At 59.6% G+C, this 15,141-nt stretch carries 18 protein-coding genes; 5 read left to right on the top strand and 13 right to left on the bottom strand.

Annotated features, from left to right (window positions below):
* Positions 1–3: 3 nt before the first annotated feature.
* Entirely contained in the window at positions 4–1,311 is a 1,308-nt protein-coding gene (gene hisD / locus RD1_RS17435; RefSeq protein WP_011569883.1) for a histidinol dehydrogenase, read from the bottom strand.
* A gap of 163 nt (positions 1,312–1,474) precedes the next feature.
* On the opposite strand from hisD, the gene RD1_RS17430 reads away from it, so the two are divergent.
* Both RD1_RS17430 and RD1_RS17425 read left to right on the top strand, forming a co-directional pair.
* The gene (locus tag RD1_RS17430) at positions 1,475–2,497 is read left to right on the top strand and encodes a LacI family DNA-binding transcriptional regulator (RefSeq protein WP_011569882.1); all 1,023 of its coding nucleotides are present in this window, start codon (positions 1,475–1,477) and stop codon (positions 2,495–2,497) included.
* A gap of 52 nt (positions 2,498–2,549) precedes the next feature.
* Entirely contained in the window at positions 2,550–3,662 is a 1,113-nt protein-coding gene (locus tag RD1_RS17425) for an S-(hydroxymethyl)glutathione dehydrogenase/class III alcohol dehydrogenase (protein ID WP_011569881.1), read from the top strand.
* Positions 3,663–3,671: 9 nt separating this feature from the next.
* Here the strand turns inward: RD1_RS17425 and ureG are convergent, their stop codons facing one another.
* The 12 genes from ureG to RD1_RS17365 form a co-directional block, all read right to left on the bottom strand.
* Positions 3,672–4,340: an urease accessory protein UreG gene (gene ureG, locus RD1_RS17420; RefSeq protein ID WP_011569880.1), complete on the bottom strand. Its 669-nt coding sequence runs from the start codon at positions 4,338–4,340 to the stop codon at positions 3,672–3,674.
* Positions 4,337–5,005 carry an urease accessory protein UreF gene (locus RD1_RS17415; protein ID WP_011569879.1) on the bottom strand — a complete coding sequence of 223 codons (669 nt, stop codon included), beginning with the start codon at positions 5,003–5,005 and terminating at the stop codon, positions 4,337–4,339. Before RD1_RS17415 ends, ureG begins: the two co-directional genes overlap by 4 nt.
* Entirely contained in the window at positions 4,968–5,459 is a 492-nt protein-coding gene (gene ureE / locus RD1_RS17410; RefSeq protein WP_011569878.1) for an urease accessory protein UreE, read from the bottom strand. Before ureE ends, RD1_RS17415 begins: the two co-directional genes overlap by 38 nt.
* Before the next feature lie 127 nt (positions 5,460–5,586).
* Entirely contained in the window at positions 5,587–6,129 is a 543-nt protein-coding gene (locus RD1_RS17405) for a hypothetical protein (protein WP_011569877.1), read from the bottom strand.
* Positions 6,126–7,835 (bottom strand): urease subunit alpha, encoded by a 1,710-nt coding sequence (gene ureC / locus RD1_RS17400; RefSeq protein WP_011569876.1) that lies wholly within the window; start codon positions 7,833–7,835, stop codon positions 6,126–6,128. Before ureC ends, RD1_RS17405 begins: the two co-directional genes overlap by 4 nt.
* A gap of 477 nt (positions 7,836–8,312) precedes the next feature.
* The gene (locus tag RD1_RS17395) at positions 8,313–8,708 is read right to left on the bottom strand and encodes a carboxymuconolactone decarboxylase family protein (protein WP_011569875.1); all 396 of its coding nucleotides are present in this window, start codon (positions 8,706–8,708) and stop codon (positions 8,313–8,315) included.
* A complete protein-coding gene (locus tag RD1_RS17390) occupies positions 8,708–9,529 on the bottom strand; it encodes a cyclase family protein (RefSeq protein WP_011569874.1) in 822 nt (273 codons plus the stop codon). Before RD1_RS17390 ends, RD1_RS17395 begins: the two co-directional genes overlap by 1 nt.
* A gap of 32 nt (positions 9,530–9,561) precedes the next feature.
* Positions 9,562–9,867, bottom strand: a complete 306-nt coding sequence (locus RD1_RS17385; RefSeq protein ID WP_011569873.1) for an urease subunit beta — start codon at positions 9,865–9,867, stop codon at positions 9,562–9,564.
* A gap of 9 nt (positions 9,868–9,876) precedes the next feature.
* Positions 9,877–10,179 carry an urease subunit gamma gene (locus tag RD1_RS17380; protein ID WP_011569872.1) on the bottom strand — a complete coding sequence of 101 codons (303 nt, stop codon included), beginning with the start codon at positions 10,177–10,179 and terminating at the stop codon, positions 9,877–9,879.
* Positions 10,180–10,182: 3 nt separating this feature from the next.
* The gene (locus RD1_RS17375; RefSeq protein WP_044033243.1) at positions 10,183–10,998 is read right to left on the bottom strand and encodes an urease accessory protein UreD; all 816 of its coding nucleotides are present in this window, start codon (positions 10,996–10,998) and stop codon (positions 10,183–10,185) included.
* 132 nt (positions 10,999–11,130) lie between these two features.
* Positions 11,131–11,928, bottom strand: coding sequence for an N-acyl homoserine lactonase family protein (locus tag RD1_RS17370; protein WP_011569870.1), 798 nt, complete (start codon positions 11,926–11,928; stop codon positions 11,131–11,133).
* The gene (locus RD1_RS17365; RefSeq protein ID WP_011569869.1) at positions 11,925–12,215 is read right to left on the bottom strand and encodes a putative quinol monooxygenase; all 291 of its coding nucleotides are present in this window, start codon (positions 12,213–12,215) and stop codon (positions 11,925–11,927) included. Before RD1_RS17365 ends, RD1_RS17370 begins: the two co-directional genes overlap by 4 nt.
* 136 nt (positions 12,216–12,351) lie before the next feature.
* Here RD1_RS17365 and RD1_RS17360 point away from each other — a divergent pair, with 136 nt between their 5' ends.
* From RD1_RS17360 to RD1_RS17350, 3 genes are read left to right on the top strand one after another with little or no spacing between them, the layout of a single operon-like run.
* Positions 12,352–13,440, top strand: a complete 1,089-nt coding sequence (locus RD1_RS17360; protein WP_011569868.1) for an isocitrate/isopropylmalate dehydrogenase family protein — start codon at positions 12,352–12,354, stop codon at positions 13,438–13,440.
* Positions 13,437–14,456, top strand: a complete 1,020-nt coding sequence (locus tag RD1_RS17355) for a Gfo/Idh/MocA family protein (protein ID WP_011569867.1) — start codon at positions 13,437–13,439, stop codon at positions 14,454–14,456. Before RD1_RS17360 ends, RD1_RS17355 begins: the two co-directional genes overlap by 4 nt.
* On the top strand, positions 14,453–15,124 hold the full coding sequence (locus RD1_RS17350; RefSeq protein WP_044033242.1) for a GntR family transcriptional regulator: 672 nt from the start codon (positions 14,453–14,455) through the stop codon (positions 15,122–15,124). The genes RD1_RS17355 and RD1_RS17350 overlap by 4 nt, the downstream gene beginning before the upstream one ends.
* Positions 15,125–15,141: the final 17 nt, after the last annotated feature.

Raw genomic sequence — 15,141 nt, 5'->3', positions numbered from 1 at the left:
GACTTAATCCACCGCTGAGAGGTCAAAGTTCTCGTTCGGAAAATACTTGTGCAGGCGCGCATCCGCGGCGCGCGCGTGCCCTTCCATCCCCTCCAGACGTGAAATCCGCGCCGTGGCTTCGGCCACCGGTCGTGCGCCGTCCCGGGTGGAGCGCTGCCACGTGACGATTTTCATGTATTTGTGGACCGACAGACCGCCCGTGTATTTTGCGGATCGCGATGTTGGCAGAACGTGATTGGTGCCCGAGGCTTTGTCGCCAAATGAAACGGTTGTCTCTTCCCCAAGGAAGAGCGAGCCGTAGCACTGCAACCGGTCGAGCCACCACGGCAGGTCTTCGGCCTGTACGGTCAGGTGTTCGGGGGCGTAGTCATCCGAGCAGGCGGCCATTTCCTCGCGGTTGGCACAGACGATGACCTCTGCATAGTCGCGCCACGCGGCAAAGGCGTTGTCGCGGTTCAGTTCTGGCAGATCGTCAATCATGCCCGGCACCAGCTCCATGACCTTTTCCGCCAACACGCGGCTGTCCGTCACCAGCCAGACCGGCGAATTATACCCATGCTCTGCCTGGCTGACTAGGTCTGTTGCGACCATGAATGGATCCGCCGTGGCATCAGCCAAGACCAGACTGTCGGTTGGCCCGGCGATCATATCAATGCCCACGCGACCAAACAGGATGCGCTTGGCTTCGGCGACAAATTGGTTGCCCGGCCCGACCAGAATGTCGGCTTTTGGCAGACCAAAGAGGCCAAAGGTCATGGCGGCGACCCCCTGAACCCCGCCCATGGACAGGATTTTGTCGGCACCGCAGAGGTTGGCGGCATAGACGATGGCGGGGTTGATCCCGACATCGGGGCGCGGCGGCGAACATGCGGTGATGTGCTGGCAGCCCGCCACCTTTGCCGTGGTGACGGTCATGATGGCGCTGGCGATGTGACTATAGCGTCCACCGGGAACATAGCATCCGGCCGCGCGCACGGGGATCGCCTTTTGCCCGGCGATCAAACCGGGGACGATCTCAAGCTCCACATCCTTCATCGTGGATTTCTGCACTTCGGCAAAGCGGCGCACATTATCATGCGCAAAGGCAATATCATCTTTCAGTTTCTGGCTGACCTTGGCGCTGGCGGCTTCAATTTCGTCGTCGGTCAGGATGACATTGCCGGCGTATTTATCGAACTGCTCCGCATAACGCATCGCTGCGGCATCCCCACCCGCCTCGATATCGCTCAGAATATTTTGAACGATTTCGCGCACGTCCCCCGCATCTGTCATCGCGGTCTTTTCAGCTTTTTTCAGATATTCACGAGCCATTTCGCGCCTCCAGCGTGTCACATGTGTCAGTTGGATGAATACTGGGGTTGCCCACCAATAGAATCCCTTGGTATGCAGATGTGTAAGCGCTTGCATGACGTAATGCAAGCGCTTACATGAGCGAGGTCCGCTTTCTGGATCCCAAGCGTGAGGCGATGGTGAGATGGTCAAGTCTACTGCACCCACTCTGGAAGACGTGGCAAGATTGGCCGGGGTTTCGACCGCGAGCATTTCGCGCGCCCTGAATGAACCTGACAAGGTTGCAGCCACGACGCGGCAAAAGATCGAAAAAGCGATTGATACCCTTGGTTATACGCCGAATTTTGGCGGTCGCGCGCTCGCGTCCAGTCGCACAAATACGGTGGGTGCTGTGATCCCGTCGATGGCGAATGCGATGTTTGCAAGCGGTCTTCAGGCCTTTCAGGAAGCTTTGGCGGTTGATGGCGTGACACTTTTGGTGGCCACGACCGGCTTTGATTCCGAACAGGAATTCCGCCAGATCAAATCGCTGGTCGGGCAGGGCGCTGACGGGCTGATGCTGATCGGGAATGACAGGCCGGACAAGACATGGGATTTTATCGACAAGCGACGTGTCGCACATGTGGTTTCCTGGTGTAACGTAAGCCGCGAGGGGCAGTATTTTGCAGGCTTTGACAACGCAAGAGCCGCCGGTGACGCTGCAGAGCGTGCGATGACCCTTGGACATCGGCGGATTGCTGTTATCAGCGGGCAGACCTTGAGCAATGATCGCGCAAAGGCACGGCGCGATGGGGTCCATGCAGCCGTGGCGCGATTTGGCGACGGTGCGCGGATCACCCATGAGGTCGAAGCGCCCTATTTGATCGACGATGCTGCCGCAGCGTTTGATCAAATTATGGCGCAGGCGGAAAAACCGACCGTGGTTTTATGCGCCAATGATGCACTGGCGGCTGGTGCGATGATGCGTGCGCGCGAAATCGGCATCTCGTTGCCGGATGAGATGTCATTCGTCGGGTTCGATGATGTGGGTCTGGCGCGGGTGATCACACCGGCGCTCACAACGGTGCGTGTGCCCCAGATCGAGATGGGCCGTGCCGCTGCGCAGTTTCTTTTGGCGAAAATTGGCGGTGAAACGGATCTGTCATCCACCACATTCGAGACAGAATTCATCTTGCGCGAGTCGCTGAAACCGCCGCTGGTGCCTTGACATCCATCGCGCATCGCTTTCTGTTTCCAGAAAATTGAAGGAGACGATTATGATGAGAACGCGAGCGGCGGTTGCGGTTGCGGCTGGGCAGCCTCTTGAGGTGATGGAGGTCAATCTTGATGGCCCGCGCGCCGGAGAGGTTCTGGTCGAGATCAAGGCGACGGGTCTGTGTCATACGGATGAGTTCACGCGCTCGGGCGATGACCCCGAAGGTATCTTCCCGGCAATCCTCGGCCATGAGGGCGCGGGCGTTGTCATCGAGGTGGGCGAGGGGGTGACCAGCCTTGAAGTGGGCGATCACGTGATCCCGCTCTACACGCCGGAGTGTCGCGAATGCGACTACTGCCTGAACCCCAAGACCAACCTCTGCCAGAAGGTGCGCGCCACGCAGGGCGCGGGGCTGTTGCCTGATGGCTCAACCCGGTTTTCGATGCTGGATGGCACGCCGATCCATCATTACATGGGCTGCTCGACCTTTGCCAACCACACGGTTGTGCCCGAAATCGCGCTGGCCAAGGTGCGCAAGGACGCGCCCTTTGACAAGATCTGCTACATCGGCTGCGGCGTGACCACCGGCATCGGTGCCGTCATTAACACGGCAAAGGTTGAGATTGGGTCAACGGCCGCCGTGTTTGGCCTCGGTGGCATCGGTCTCAATGTGATCCAGGGGCTGCGCATGGCGGGCGCGGATCAGATCATCGGCGTCGATCTCAACGACGACAAGGAAAAAATGGCGCGCCATTTCGGCATGACGGATTTCGTCAACCCCAGCAAGGTCGAGGGCGACATGGTCGCGCATCTGGTCGAACTGTCGGGTGGGGGGTGCGACTACACCTTTGACGCCACGGGCAATGTGAACGTGATGCGCACGGCTCTGGAGGCCGCGCACAAGGGCTGGGGCGAGAGCATCATCATCGGCGTGGCCCCTGCGGGAGCCGAGATTTCGACGCGGCCCTTCCAACTGGTGACGGGCCGGGTCTGGCGCGGCACGGCCTTCGGCGGGGCCAAGGGGCGCACGGATGTGCCGAAAATCGTGGACTGGTACATGGACGGCAAGATCGAGATCGACCCCATGATCACCCACAAACTCAGCCTGGACGAAATCAACCACGGCTTCGACCTCATGCACCAGGGAAAATCAATCCGAGCCGTCGTGGAGTTTTGAGTGACCCCGTCAGCCCCCATCCGATTGGGGGCTGACGCCCGCCAAATCAGCGCCGAGACCCGAAATCGCGCGCAGATGATCCAGCACCTCTGATACGCCCTGACCGTGACGCAACGCCGCAAAGACAAACGGGCGGCCTGCGCGCATCCGTGTCGCGTCCTGTTCCATCACTTCCAGCGAGGCGCCCACATGCGGGGCCAGATCGGTTTTGTTGATGATCAGGACATCGGATCGGGTGATGGCCGGGCCGCCCTTGCGCGGAATTTCTTCCCCCGCCGCCACGTCAATCACGTAGAGGGTCACATCCGCCAGTTCCGGTGAGAACGTGGCCGACAGGTTGTCGCCACCGCTTTCGATCAGGATCGCTTCAATGTCCGGATGTCGCGTCTGCATTTCGGCAACGGCTGCAAGGTTGATCGACGCATCCTCGCGGATCGCCGTATGTGGGCAGCCCCCGGTTTCAACACCGATCACCCTGTCCTGCGGCAGGATTTGCAACCGCATCAGCGCCTCGGCGTCTTCCTGCGTATAAATGTCGTTCGTGATGACCCCGACCGAGTGTCGCGGGCTCAGCGCTTTGGCCAAAGCGGCGGTGAGCGTGGTTTTGCCCGCGCCGACGGGGCCGCCGATCCCAATGCGCAAGGGTCCATTGAGCGTAAGAGGGGGGGCAACATTCATGTGCGAAATACCTTTGAATATTGGGTTTCATGATGCATGGCGGCAATATCAAGCGCCATGCAGGCGGTGGTCAGATCGTCAATGCCTGCATCATGGCACCGGCGGGCCACCTGCCGGATCAATGGCGCCAGTGCCGCCAGCACGGCCTGTCCTTCGGTCTGACCCAGGGGCACCAGACGCACCGCAGCAGACACAAGGTTCGCGGCAAAGGCATGGGTGTAGATTTCAAGTGTCAGATCCAGTGGCAGGCCCTGCGCGCAGGCCGCGCGCCCAACCGCAACGGGGTAGCATAGCTGTCCAAGGTCGGTGGCCCAGATGGCATCGACCGCTTTTGCAAATGCCGCGCCCTGATCCACCGTCTCTGTCACACGTTCGGCAGAGCTGGCAAAAGCACGGGCAATGGCGTCTATCCGGCTAACGTCTTCCGGGAGTGCTTTGTAGGACGCGGCCAGCAGAATGCCATCGCTCGTCCCGCTTCCGTGTTCCAAAATGTCCTCGACCCAGTCTTGCAGGGCCTTCGCATCGCGCATGTCACCACAATCAATGACCTGTTCAAGACCATGGGAATAGGCGTAGGCCCCGACCGGGAAACCGGGGGAAAGCCACTGCGTGAGTGTCAGGAAAGCGTCAGTGCTCATGATGATGCGGCTCGTGTGAATGGTCATGGGCCGGGCCGTGCTGGTGGCTGTGGTCATGGCCATGGGTGCGCCCGTGGCCGTAGGCCCCTCCCTCGGGTGTAAAGGGTTCAACGATTTCGGCCACCGTCGCGCCAATCTTGCCCAGCATATCGGCCATCACATGATCGCGCTGGATCAACAGCCGGTCGTCCTCGATCTGACAAGGCGTATGCCGGTTGCCGATGTGCCACGCGATCCGGTGCAACATCTCGCCTCGCACCTCAAGCAGTGGTTCCGGTGCCGCGATGATGCCGATCAGCGTGCCATCGTTGGCCTCCAACGCGTCGCCCGCATTCAGCGAAGTCGTCTGGGGCAGGTCCACCAACACCTGAACCCCCTTGTCGGTGGTCAACACCTTGCGCCGCAGGAACCGCGCGTCATAGTCGAGCGTCACGTGATCGTCCGTATGGTGGCTGTGGGTGATCTTCTGGGCGGTCAGCATAGTCTACAGTGCCAACGTGCCAATGGCCTAGATGGATAATTTAAGAACCCAAGCAACTTGAGTGTTGCACACAAGCCCCCCCAGACTAACCTGTCGATAGCGAATTGATGGTTCATGAGCAACAAACCTAATATCCTCTGCGTTTACGGAGTTTTAAAAGCGGACCGACTGTCAAACCGGGAGTGTCAATTATCGTCACTAATTTCTCCACAACATCCAAAGGAGCAAAAATAAACCATTCATCACTCCCTTGGTCACGGAACCACTCCAACGTCTCCTCAACGGCATCGAAGTTGATTTCTTCGCGATTGCCGTTGCGGTTTGTATGGGAAAACTGATCAAATTTGTAGCGCCGGGACCTATGCACAAACGTGTGTCGAAACTCGAAGAGCTTTTCAATTTTGTCTTGCCATCCGGAAAGCGTGTCAGCCGCCTGCGGACAATCTTGTTTTAAAAACTTGAATGCGAGCTTCAACTGATCCTTTGGCGAACGAAATCTATTCAGAACATCCTGTGCTGCTCGGTCTGGAATTTGAAGTTCTCGCAAGAACAGTTCTTCAATCCTGTTTTCCAGTTCAGTGCATTTTAGAATCGTATCGATGTACGTGTCGCGCCCGTCTAATGGTTCAGCATCAATCCAAGCGAACTCTGGGTTTTCGAGCCCGGTCAAAACAGAAAATACCGCTGCGCCATGGGCAGCACTTCGGCGGGTTGGCAGGTCAATAATTCCCCATCGGCGCGGACCTCGTAGGTTTCGGGGTTTACCTCGATATGGGGCAGGGCGTCGTTCAGGATCAGGTCCTTCTTGCCGATCCCGCGCGTGCCTTTGACGGCGATGAGTTCCTTGCGCAGGCCCAGCGTCTCGCCGATGTTTGCGGATTTGGCTGCACCGCTTACAAACAGAACGGCGGAACGTTCGACCGATCGCCCGAAGGCCCCGAACATAGGGCGTGAATAGACCGGCTGCGGTGTGGGGATGGAGGCGTTAGTGTCGCCCATCTGCGCGCAGACGATGGTGCCTGCCATCAGCACCATTTCTGGTTTCACGCCAAAGAACGCAGGGTTCCACAGGCAGAGATCAGCGCGTTTGCCGACCTCTATGCTGCCGATCTCGTGGGCAATGCCGTGTGCGATGGCGGGATTGATCGTGTATTTCGCGATGTAGCGGCGTACGCGCATGTTGTCGTTGTCGCCTGTTTCCTCGGTCAGTGCGCCGCGCTGTTTCTTCATCTTGTCGGCGGTCTGCCACGTGCGGATGATGACCTCGCCCACGCGTCCCATGGCCTGACTGTCGCTCGCGATGATCGAAAATGCGCCCATGTCGTGCAGGATGTCTTCGGCGGCAATGGTCTCGCGGCGGATGCGGCTTTCGGCAAAGGCGACGTCTTCGGGGATGGATTTGTCGAGGTGGTGGCAGACCATCAGCATGTCGAGGTGTTCTTCGAGCGTGTTCACCGTGAAGGGACGCGTCGGGTTGGTCGAGGAGGGCAAGACATTCGCATCGCCACAGATCTTGATGATATCCGGCGCATGCCCGCCGCCTGCGCCCTCGGTGTGAAAGGCGTGGATCGTGCGGCCCTTGATGGCGGCCACGGTGTTTTCGACGAACCCGGATTCATTAAGCGTATCGGTGTGGATCATCACCTGCACGTCCATGTCGTCAGCCACGGACAGGCAGCAGTCGATGGCCCCCGGTGTCGTGCCCCAGTCCTCGTGCAGTTTCATCGCGCAGGCGCCGCCTTCGATCATCTCGACGAGGGCCGCCGGTTGCGACGCGTTCCCTTTGCCCGAGATGCCAAAGTTCATGGGGAAGGCATCCAACGCCTGCAACATCCGACCGATGTGCCAGGATCCCGGTGTGCAGGTGGTGGCCAGCGTGCCATGTGCAGGACCGGTGCCACCGCCGAGCATCGTGGTCACGCCTGAATGTAGCGCGTCGTCGATCTGCTGCGGCGCGATGAAGTGGATATGGCTGTCGAACCCGCCCGCGGTCAGGATCTTGCCTTCGCCCGCGATGGCCTCGGTCGAGGGGCCGATGATGATGTCTACACCCGGTTGCGTATCGGGATTGCCCGCCTTGCCGATCCTGGCAATGCGCCCGTCGCGCAGGCCGACATCCGCCTTGTAGATGCCCGTGTGATCCACGATCAGCGCGTTGGTGATGACCGTGTCCATGGCCCCTTGCGCGCGCGTGACCTGAGACTGCCCCATCCCGTCGCGGATGACCTTGCCCCCGCCGAACTTGACCTCCTCGCCATAGATGGTGTGGTCGCGCTCAACCTCGATGATGAGGTCGGTGTCAGCAAGACGCACCTTGTCACCGGTGGTGGGTCCGAACATGGCGGCGTAGTTGGTGCGGGGGATTTTGGTGGGCATGCTCACTCCGATTTTTTCTGCTTATTGGTCTAAGGTAAGGAAATTATTGGGAAAATTTTTTTTGTCCGCATTGGTGATGAAAACACAAAAGCGAAAAAACAGGCGCGCTCCATATCTTGGGGTGGGCCTTTACAGAACCACATAATGTAGCATTCTGGTTTGGTGTGGACCTAGAAATATGCCTTGTTATCCACAGCTTTGTCCCGATTGCCGGATTATTCGAGCTGTGGTCTCCTGATCGCAACAAAAATCTGGTCATAAAAAAGGTTAAAAAATGAGTAGTACTGCTTTTTGGCTTCAGGCGGCCGCTTACACGATTTTTATTCTGGTTATACTTGGTCAATACCGTGGCTGGTGGTGACCCCGTCCGGCGGCACCGCCGGGCAGCGCCCGACCGCCCCCCCGGGCGGGCGCTTTCAGCGCGACGCCCGCGGCCGGTCGCCGCCCGGCTCTGTTGCGCGTTTGGGTAGAGTGCAGTCATGCCTTGAACACCTTGTCGACCTCCACCTGCAGCGCCGTGACCAGCCCATTGGTTTGCATCGCCATGCCGATGACGGCGGCCAGTTCTCCGTGTTGTGCGTCGCTCATGCCTTTGGCCTTGGCGGCGGCGGTGTGGGAGTGCACGCAGTAGGAACAGCCGTTGGCGGTTGAAACGGCGATATAGATCATCTCCTTGACCAACGGGTCGAGATCACCGGGGCCCATCACGACCTTCAGCCGCTCCCAAGTGGCTTTGAGCAATGCCGGGTCATGCGCCAGAGCGCGCCAGAAGTTGTTGATGAAATCCGTCCCGCGCACTGCGCGGATGTCGTCGAACACGGCCAGCACCTCAGGGCTGGCCGCTTCGTCAGAGATGAGCGAAACCGTCGCCATCAGACCATCGCAAAGATGCGCGCAGGGCCACCGGTGCCGCCCACATGGTTGGGTGCGCCCACGACCAAGGTCGCCCCGGCAGCGGGCACATTGCCCAGCCCTGCGAGGTTTTCGATGCCATAGCGGCCTTCGGGCAGCCACGCGTAATGGGTCGCGAAATCCGCCGAGGGTCCGTGATCCAGCGAGAGCGTATCCACGGCCATGCAGACGGCAGTGGTTTCTTCGACCAGCATCTGTGCGGCCTCCACATGGAAACCGGGGAAGTGTTTCACGCCATCCGCGTCATTGCCCACATAGGCGTCGGTCGCGGTCTTGCCTGCCCAACCGGAATGCATCGCAATGCAGGCGCGCTCCGGAATATCGCCGTTCGCTGCGATCCATGCTTTCAGATCATCCGGGGTGACTTGCGCGTCTGCATCCTCTGCCGCTTTGGCCGCGATGTCGATCACACAGAGCGGGATCACAAGATCGGTCACCGGGATCTCATCGACGCTGGCTCCATCGGCGGAAAAATGCAGCGGCGCGTCGATATGGGTGGCCGTGTGCTCATTGATGCTGAGGTTCATCAGGTTGAACCCATGTTCGGCAAAGTTGAACGGCTGTTCCATGGAAATACCGGGCACGCCAAAGAACGTCGGGAAATCGGGGCTCAGCTTGTGGGTCATGTCAACCACACCACCGTGTCCCGCCGCCATCGCCTGCGGGGTGGCCACGACGCCGCCAAGGGCCGCCGCTGCACCTGTCATGGCGCTGGCTTTGAAAAAATTCCGCCGCGACAGCATCCGGTCCTTTACGGCATTTATCACGCAAGCATCACACATATCTTTGTCTCCTCACTGTTGCGCAGGGGGCGCTAGAGATCACCCATGACCTGCTGATTGAACCCGAAAATACGCCGTGCACCCGAGATAGGGATCAGCTGCACGTCGCGTCTCTGGCCTGGTTCAAAGCGTACGGCGGTTCCTGCGGTAATGTCGAGACGCATGCCGCGCGCGGCGTCCCGGTCAAACTCCAGCGCCGCGTTTGCCTCAGCGAAATGATAGTGGCTGCCGACCTGCACCGGGCGATCCCCGGTGTTTGCCACCATCAGCGTGATGGCCTCGGCTCCTTCATTCAGGGTGATATCACCCTCTTTGGGCATGATTTCTCCGGGGATCATGGATGCCTCCTAGCGGATCGGGTTGTGGACGGTGACAAGTTTGGTGCCATCGGGAAAGGTCGCCTCGACCTGCACATCGTGGATCATCTCCGGCACCCCTTCCATGCATTGGTCGCGCGTGATCACCTGGGCGCCGGCTTCCATCATATCGGCAACGGACCGCCCATCGCGTGCGCCCTCCACAACCGCATCCGTGATCAGCGCTATGGCCTCGGGGTGGTTCAGCTTGACCCCGCGCGCGAGCCTTTTGCGGGCAACTTCGGCGGCCATCGAAATGAGCAGTTTGTCTTTTTCCCGTGGGGTGAGTTGCATCGCCTATAGCCTCCAGCTTTGGGGAAGTGTGTCATCCGTGATCAGGTCCAGCACGGGTATCAAGGAGCGCCGCAGGATATAGCCATCAGCCGCCAAAAGACGCATCACCAGCACGTCCGGGTGCAGCATGCTGACACCGCCAGAGCGGCCAATAATGCGGCGCAGCGCGTCGATGCGGCCTTCGGCCTCAGCCGATACCCATACAAGGCTCGCCATCGCACGTGCGCCATCTGCAATCGCGGGTCTGTCGAGATGCGTGGCCACATCGCCCTGTAAGTGAATGGCGTCGAGGTAAATCGGCGCGCCGTCACGACGGATATCAATGCGATCCCGAAAAGCGAGGGTGCTGACATCTTCGCCCATGGCCCGGCGCCCAAAGAGGACCGGTTCAACCATCAGGAACTCGGCTCCCGTGCTGAGGTCCACGCCGAGTTGGCGGTCAATTGCGGCATCCTTGTAAAGGATCGTTTCCTGTGGCAGCCAGAAAAGGCGGCTGCCTGCCTCGGCTTTGAGATTTGTTTTGATCTCGCCGGTTTGGCCAATTTGTGCGCCATATGCGCGTTCGGCTGCTTGCGTGGTTATGGTCAGCCGGGACCCCGCACCGGCACAGCCGTCAATGTCAAACCGGTCGCCCCCCGTGACACCGCCTGCTGTGTTGATCAGGGTCGCCTGAACGATGTCACGGGATGTTGGGAACAAGAGCTTCAGCGCACCCGACTGGCGCAACCCGTCGATGCCAGAGCCACCATTGACCCGTTTGCTGCTGACACGGGCAGAGCCGATGGCGCGGGGTTGGTCCAGCGGTGTGGCAGTGCGCATGAGCAAGGAAGCGGGCCTTCAGGTCGTTTCAAACGTGCCTCAGCTTCACATGAGGCCAAATGGATTGGCCAGAATGAGGGAACAGTTCAGCCGCAATTTAAATCGCTGTGCCTGTTTATTGTGCGTTTTCAGCTATCGTGGGATGGGGGACATTGGGCCTTGATCAAGACGCCGGATGTGCGGCGCAGCACCTTGCGGGAAAACTGCGGCCACCAGCGGGTCGTGACCCGGTATGATCAGATCCGGCTTGGAGGCCAGTCTTTCAAGGGTTGCAAAGCCATCCAGCATGTTTTGTAGATCAACCACAATCGGGAAGGGTTTGCGGGCAAAAACGTTCTCGTAATAATGCGCGGCGTCCGATGCCAGCACGAGCCAGCCCGCTTGCGTCCGGACGCGGACCGCCTGCAGGCCACGGCTGTGCCCGCCGATGCAATGGACGCTCACGCCATCCGCTACTTCTGCGTCGCCTTCGTAAAAGACTACCTTGCCCGCATAAAGGCGCTTGACCGCTTCGCAGATATGATCCGCCGTGAAGGGCATGCGCAGGGTGTCATGACACATGCAGGGGCCGGTGGCATAGGCCATGTCTGCCGCCTGCATATGCAGTTTCGCATTCGGGAACAGGTGCAGGCCGCCCGCGTGATCGTAGTGCAGATGGGTGACGATCACGTGGTCGATCTGCTCTGGCAGTATCCCAAGGGGGCGCAAGGCGTCGGCAGGGTCCATCCGGATCGGACGATCGCGATTTTGCGCTTCTGTCTGGTCATATCCTGTGTCCACGAGGATCACTTCGTTGCCTCGACGCAGCAGCCATATGAAATAATCCATGGGATGGGGCGCGTCGTGGTTGTCATCAAAGATAAAACTGTCGCGCCGTGTGCGGCTGTTTCGATCCGCATATTTGATGGCGTGTACTTCCCATGTGCTCACTGAACGACACTCCGGTAGGTCTTGATGTCCGTGGCTGCAATCATGTCGGCGGTTGCGGCATCGAAGGCCTGAAAATGCGTCGCCCCAAGATGTGCGTCAAACGCGGCAGCGTCTGAGTAAACCTCGTAGAGAAACACTTCCTCAGGTCGCGCGCTGTCTGTTGCCACGTCAAACTGCAGGCAGCCGACCTCACTCTCCAACGACGCCCTCGCGTTCTCATACATCAGCGGCATGAATTTTTCGGCGCACCCGGCTTTAAGGGAGAATGTGACCGTGACTGCAAACATTCGTTTCGCTCTCTTCTGGGGTGCTTTTCAGGCCAAGCGTTCTGCGTGGTTGAATAAAGTATGCATTAATGTATACGCTAATGCAATTGCGATGAAAGTGGACGTCGCCCCTGACCTTCTGATTTGAGAATGAGCCATGCAAAACACCTATAAGATCGCTGTTTTCGAGGGGGACGGCATTGGCCCCGAGATCACGGCCCCCACCGTCGAGATATTACGCGCCCTGTCCGAGCGTGCCGCCTATGATTTCGATTTCATCCCCTGTGCTGCGGGGGCCGCGCATTACGCGCAGTTCGGAGAGTCTTTGCCGGAGTCGTCCATGACGCAGGCGCAGTCGGCTGACGCAATCCTGCTGTCGGCGATGGGGCTGCCATCGGTGCGCTATCGCGATGGCACCGAAATCTCCCCGCAGATTGAACTGCGCAAGAAACTCGATCTGTTTGCAGGCGTGCGACCAGTTCGGATATTTCCGGGGCTGAACACGCCCTTGAAGCTTGCACCAGAGCAAGAGGTGGATTTCGTGCTGATCCGCGAAAGCACCGAAGGGCTGTTTTATACGCAGGGCTGCGGGGAAGTTACCGAGGATGAGGCGCGCGAAACGCTGCTGATCACGCGCGAGACCTCTGACAAACTCTTTCGCTTTGCCTTTGATCTGACCAGGCGGCGCAAGGCATCCGGCCGCGGTAAGGGGCGATTGACCTGTGTGGACAAGGCAAACGTGTTTCGCGCCTTCGCCTTTTTTCGCGCCTTGTTCGATGCGGAGGCGGTCAAACATGGCGATGTGCAGGCGGATCACGCCTATGTGGACGCAACAGCGCTGTGGTTCGTGCTGAAGCCATGGGAATTTGATGTTCTGGTCACGGAAAACATGTTTGGCGATGTTCTGTCGGACCTTGGCGCAGGTCTGATGGGGGGCTTGGGGGTTGCGCCTTCGGCGGACATCGGGCTCGATCATGCGGTTTTCCAGCCCTGTCACGGGTCGGCCCCCGACATCGCAGGGCAGGGTATCGCCAACCCGATGGCCATGATCCTGTCGGCGGCAATGATGCTGACATGGTTGGGGGAACGGCATGACTGTGCCGCCCTAAAACGCGATGGCGACCAGTTGCAGGCGGCCGTCGAAGCCGTCATCGGCGCGGGTCACCATCTGACGGCGGATATGGGTGGCGTGGCCAGCACGCAGGAGGCAGCGCGCGCGGTTCAAAACCGTTTGTTGTCACAATGAGCGAACCGCTGCGCGTTGCCTGCGTCGGGGCGGGCTATGTCAGTCAGTTCCATCTGGGATCATGGGCGCGGATCAAGGATGTCAAAATCATTGGTGTTGCTGATACGAAGATTTCAGCAGCGCAGGCGACGGGCTACCGGGCCTATGCAGACGCGGGCGAGATGATCCAGCACACATCCCCGGATATTCTGGACATTATCTTGCCACCGCCAGCGCAGGCCGCAACCATTGATGTGGCGCTGAGGGCGGGCGTCAAAACCATCATCTGCCAAAAGCCCTTTTGCACCTCACTCGAGCAAGCAAGAGAAGCGGTTGCGCAGGCGGCACGGGCGCAGGCGCGGCTGATCGTGCATGAAAATTTTCGGTTCATGCCGTGGTACCGCGCGATCAAGGCTGAGATCGCGCGTGGTGGCATTGGCGATGTGCATCAGGCCGTGTTTCGGCTGCGTCCCGGTGATGGTCAGGGGCCCGACGCCTATCTGGACCGGCAGCCCTATTTTCAGCAAATGCCTGCGTTTCTGGTCCATGAAACCGCCGTGCACTGGATTGACACCTTCCGTTACCTGTTCGGTGATCCGGTCTCGGTCTATGCCGATCTGCGTCGCCTGAACCCGGCGATTGCGGGCGAAGATGCAGGTTACATCATCTTTGAACATGCGGGCGGGGTCAGGTCGGTCTTTGATGGGAACCGACACCTTGATCACGCAAGTGACAACCTGCGCCGCACGATGGGTGAGGCGCTGATTGAGGGGACGGCGGGGGTGCTATCGCATTATGGGGACGGGCGGGTTGAAAAACGCGAATTTGGTTCGGCGGATGCGGCGGTTCTGCTGCCCCCTGATCCCTGGGACGGGTTTGGCGGGGATTGCGTGCATGCCCTGCAAAGCCATGTCATCGCGGGTTTGCGGGGGCGCGGAATTTTCGAAAACGAAGCGGCGGCGTATTGTGACGTGATCCGCATCCGGGATGCGATTTACCAATCTGCGCAATGTGGGGCAAAGGTCGATCTGAGATGACGGGTGCCGGTGCCACATCCAACACGCAGCGCGCGATCAAGGTTCTGCGCGACCTCATTTTCAGCGGTGATCTGAGCCCCGGATCGGATCATCTGGAAACCGAGCTTGCGCAGCGGCTGGGCATGTCACGCACGCCGGTGCGTGAGGCGGCCCTGTCGCTGCAGGCGCAAGGGCTGGTGGAGGTGCGCCCGCGCCGTGGTATCCGTGTGCTGGGCGTCTCGCCCCAGGATATGCGCGAGATTTATGACGTACTTACGGTTCTTGAAAGCCATGCGGCAGAGCAAGCCGCCGAACGAGCCTATGCAGCAGATCAATTGCTTGCGCTCAAGACGGCCATTGACGAGATGGACGCAGCCCTTGCGCGGGACGACCGCGCGGCTTGGGCGCGCGCGGATGATGCGTTTCACCGTGAGCTTGTGCGTCTGGGCGGAAACAGGCGGATCGAGGCGATTGTGGCAATGATGGCGGATCAGGTGCGCCGCGCGCGCGCCCTGACGCTTTACATGCGACCGTCGCCTGTGCGCTCCAACGCGGATCACCGGGCGGTTTTTGCCGCCATTGCCGCAGGCCAGCCGGGACAGGCGCGCGCCTTGCATGAAAGCCACCGGCGCGCAGCTCGCGACATGTTGGTCGATCTGCTGGCCCGTCACAGGTTGCAGCGGCTTTAATTCCGCGAAACTGTTGG

The organism is Roseobacter denitrificans OCh 114, from assembly GCF_000014045.1.
Lineage (GTDB): Bacteria > Pseudomonadota > Alphaproteobacteria > Rhodobacterales > Rhodobacteraceae > Roseobacter > Roseobacter denitrificans.
This window is presented reverse-complemented; position numbering and strand designations above follow the sequence as displayed.

What these genes read in the sequence shown, in the direction of transcription:
- hisD (WP_011569883.1), bottom strand. Translation starts at nt 1,311, where the DNA reads ATGGCTCGTGAATATCTGAAAAAAGCTGAAAAGACCGCGATGACAGAT.
- RD1_RS17430 (WP_011569882.1), top strand. Translation starts at nt 1,475, where the DNA reads ATGGTCAAGTCTACTGCACCCACTCTGGAAGACGTGGCAAGATTGGCC.
- RD1_RS17425 (WP_011569881.1), top strand. Translation starts at nt 2,550, where the DNA reads ATGAGAACGCGAGCGGCGGTTGCGGTTGCGGCTGGGCAGCCTCTTGAG.
- ureG (WP_011569880.1), bottom strand. Translation starts at nt 4,340, where the DNA reads ATGAATGTTGCCCCCCCTCTTACGCTCAATGGACCCTTGCGCATTGGG.
- RD1_RS17415 (WP_011569879.1), bottom strand. Translation starts at nt 5,005, where the DNA reads ATGACCATTCACACGAGCCGCATCATCATGAGCACTGACGCTTTCCTG.
- ureE (WP_011569878.1), bottom strand. Translation starts at nt 5,459, where the DNA reads ATGCTGACCGCCCAGAAGATCACCCACAGCCACCATACGGACGATCAC.
- ureC (WP_011569876.1), bottom strand. Translation starts at nt 7,835, where the DNA reads ATGCCCACCAAAATCCCCCGCACCAACTACGCCGCCATGTTCGGACCC.
- RD1_RS17395 (WP_011569875.1), bottom strand. Translation starts at nt 8,708, where the DNA reads ATGGCGACGGTTTCGCTCATCTCTGACGAAGCGGCCAGCCCTGAGGTG.
- RD1_RS17390 (WP_011569874.1), bottom strand. Translation starts at nt 9,529, where the DNA reads ATGTGTGATGCTTGCGTGATAAATGCCGTAAAGGACCGGATGCTGTCG.
- RD1_RS17385 (WP_011569873.1), bottom strand. Translation starts at nt 9,867, where the DNA reads ATGATCCCCGGAGAAATCATGCCCAAAGAGGGTGATATCACCCTGAAT.
- RD1_RS17380 (WP_011569872.1), bottom strand. Translation starts at nt 10,179, where the DNA reads ATGCAACTCACCCCACGGGAAAAAGACAAACTGCTCATTTCGATGGCC.
- RD1_RS17375 (WP_044033243.1), bottom strand. Translation starts at nt 10,998, where the DNA reads ATGCGCACTGCCACACCGCTGGACCAACCCCGCGCCATCGGCTCTGCC.
- RD1_RS17365 (WP_011569869.1), bottom strand. Translation starts at nt 12,215, where the DNA reads ATGTTTGCAGTCACGGTCACATTCTCCCTTAAAGCCGGGTGCGCCGAA.
- RD1_RS17360 (WP_011569868.1), top strand. Translation starts at nt 12,352, where the DNA reads ATGCAAAACACCTATAAGATCGCTGTTTTCGAGGGGGACGGCATTGGC.
- RD1_RS17355 (WP_011569867.1), top strand. Translation starts at nt 13,437, where the DNA reads ATGAGCGAACCGCTGCGCGTTGCCTGCGTCGGGGCGGGCTATGTCAGT.
- RD1_RS17350 (WP_044033242.1), top strand. Translation starts at nt 14,453, where the DNA reads ATGACGGGTGCCGGTGCCACATCCAACACGCAGCGCGCGATCAAGGTT.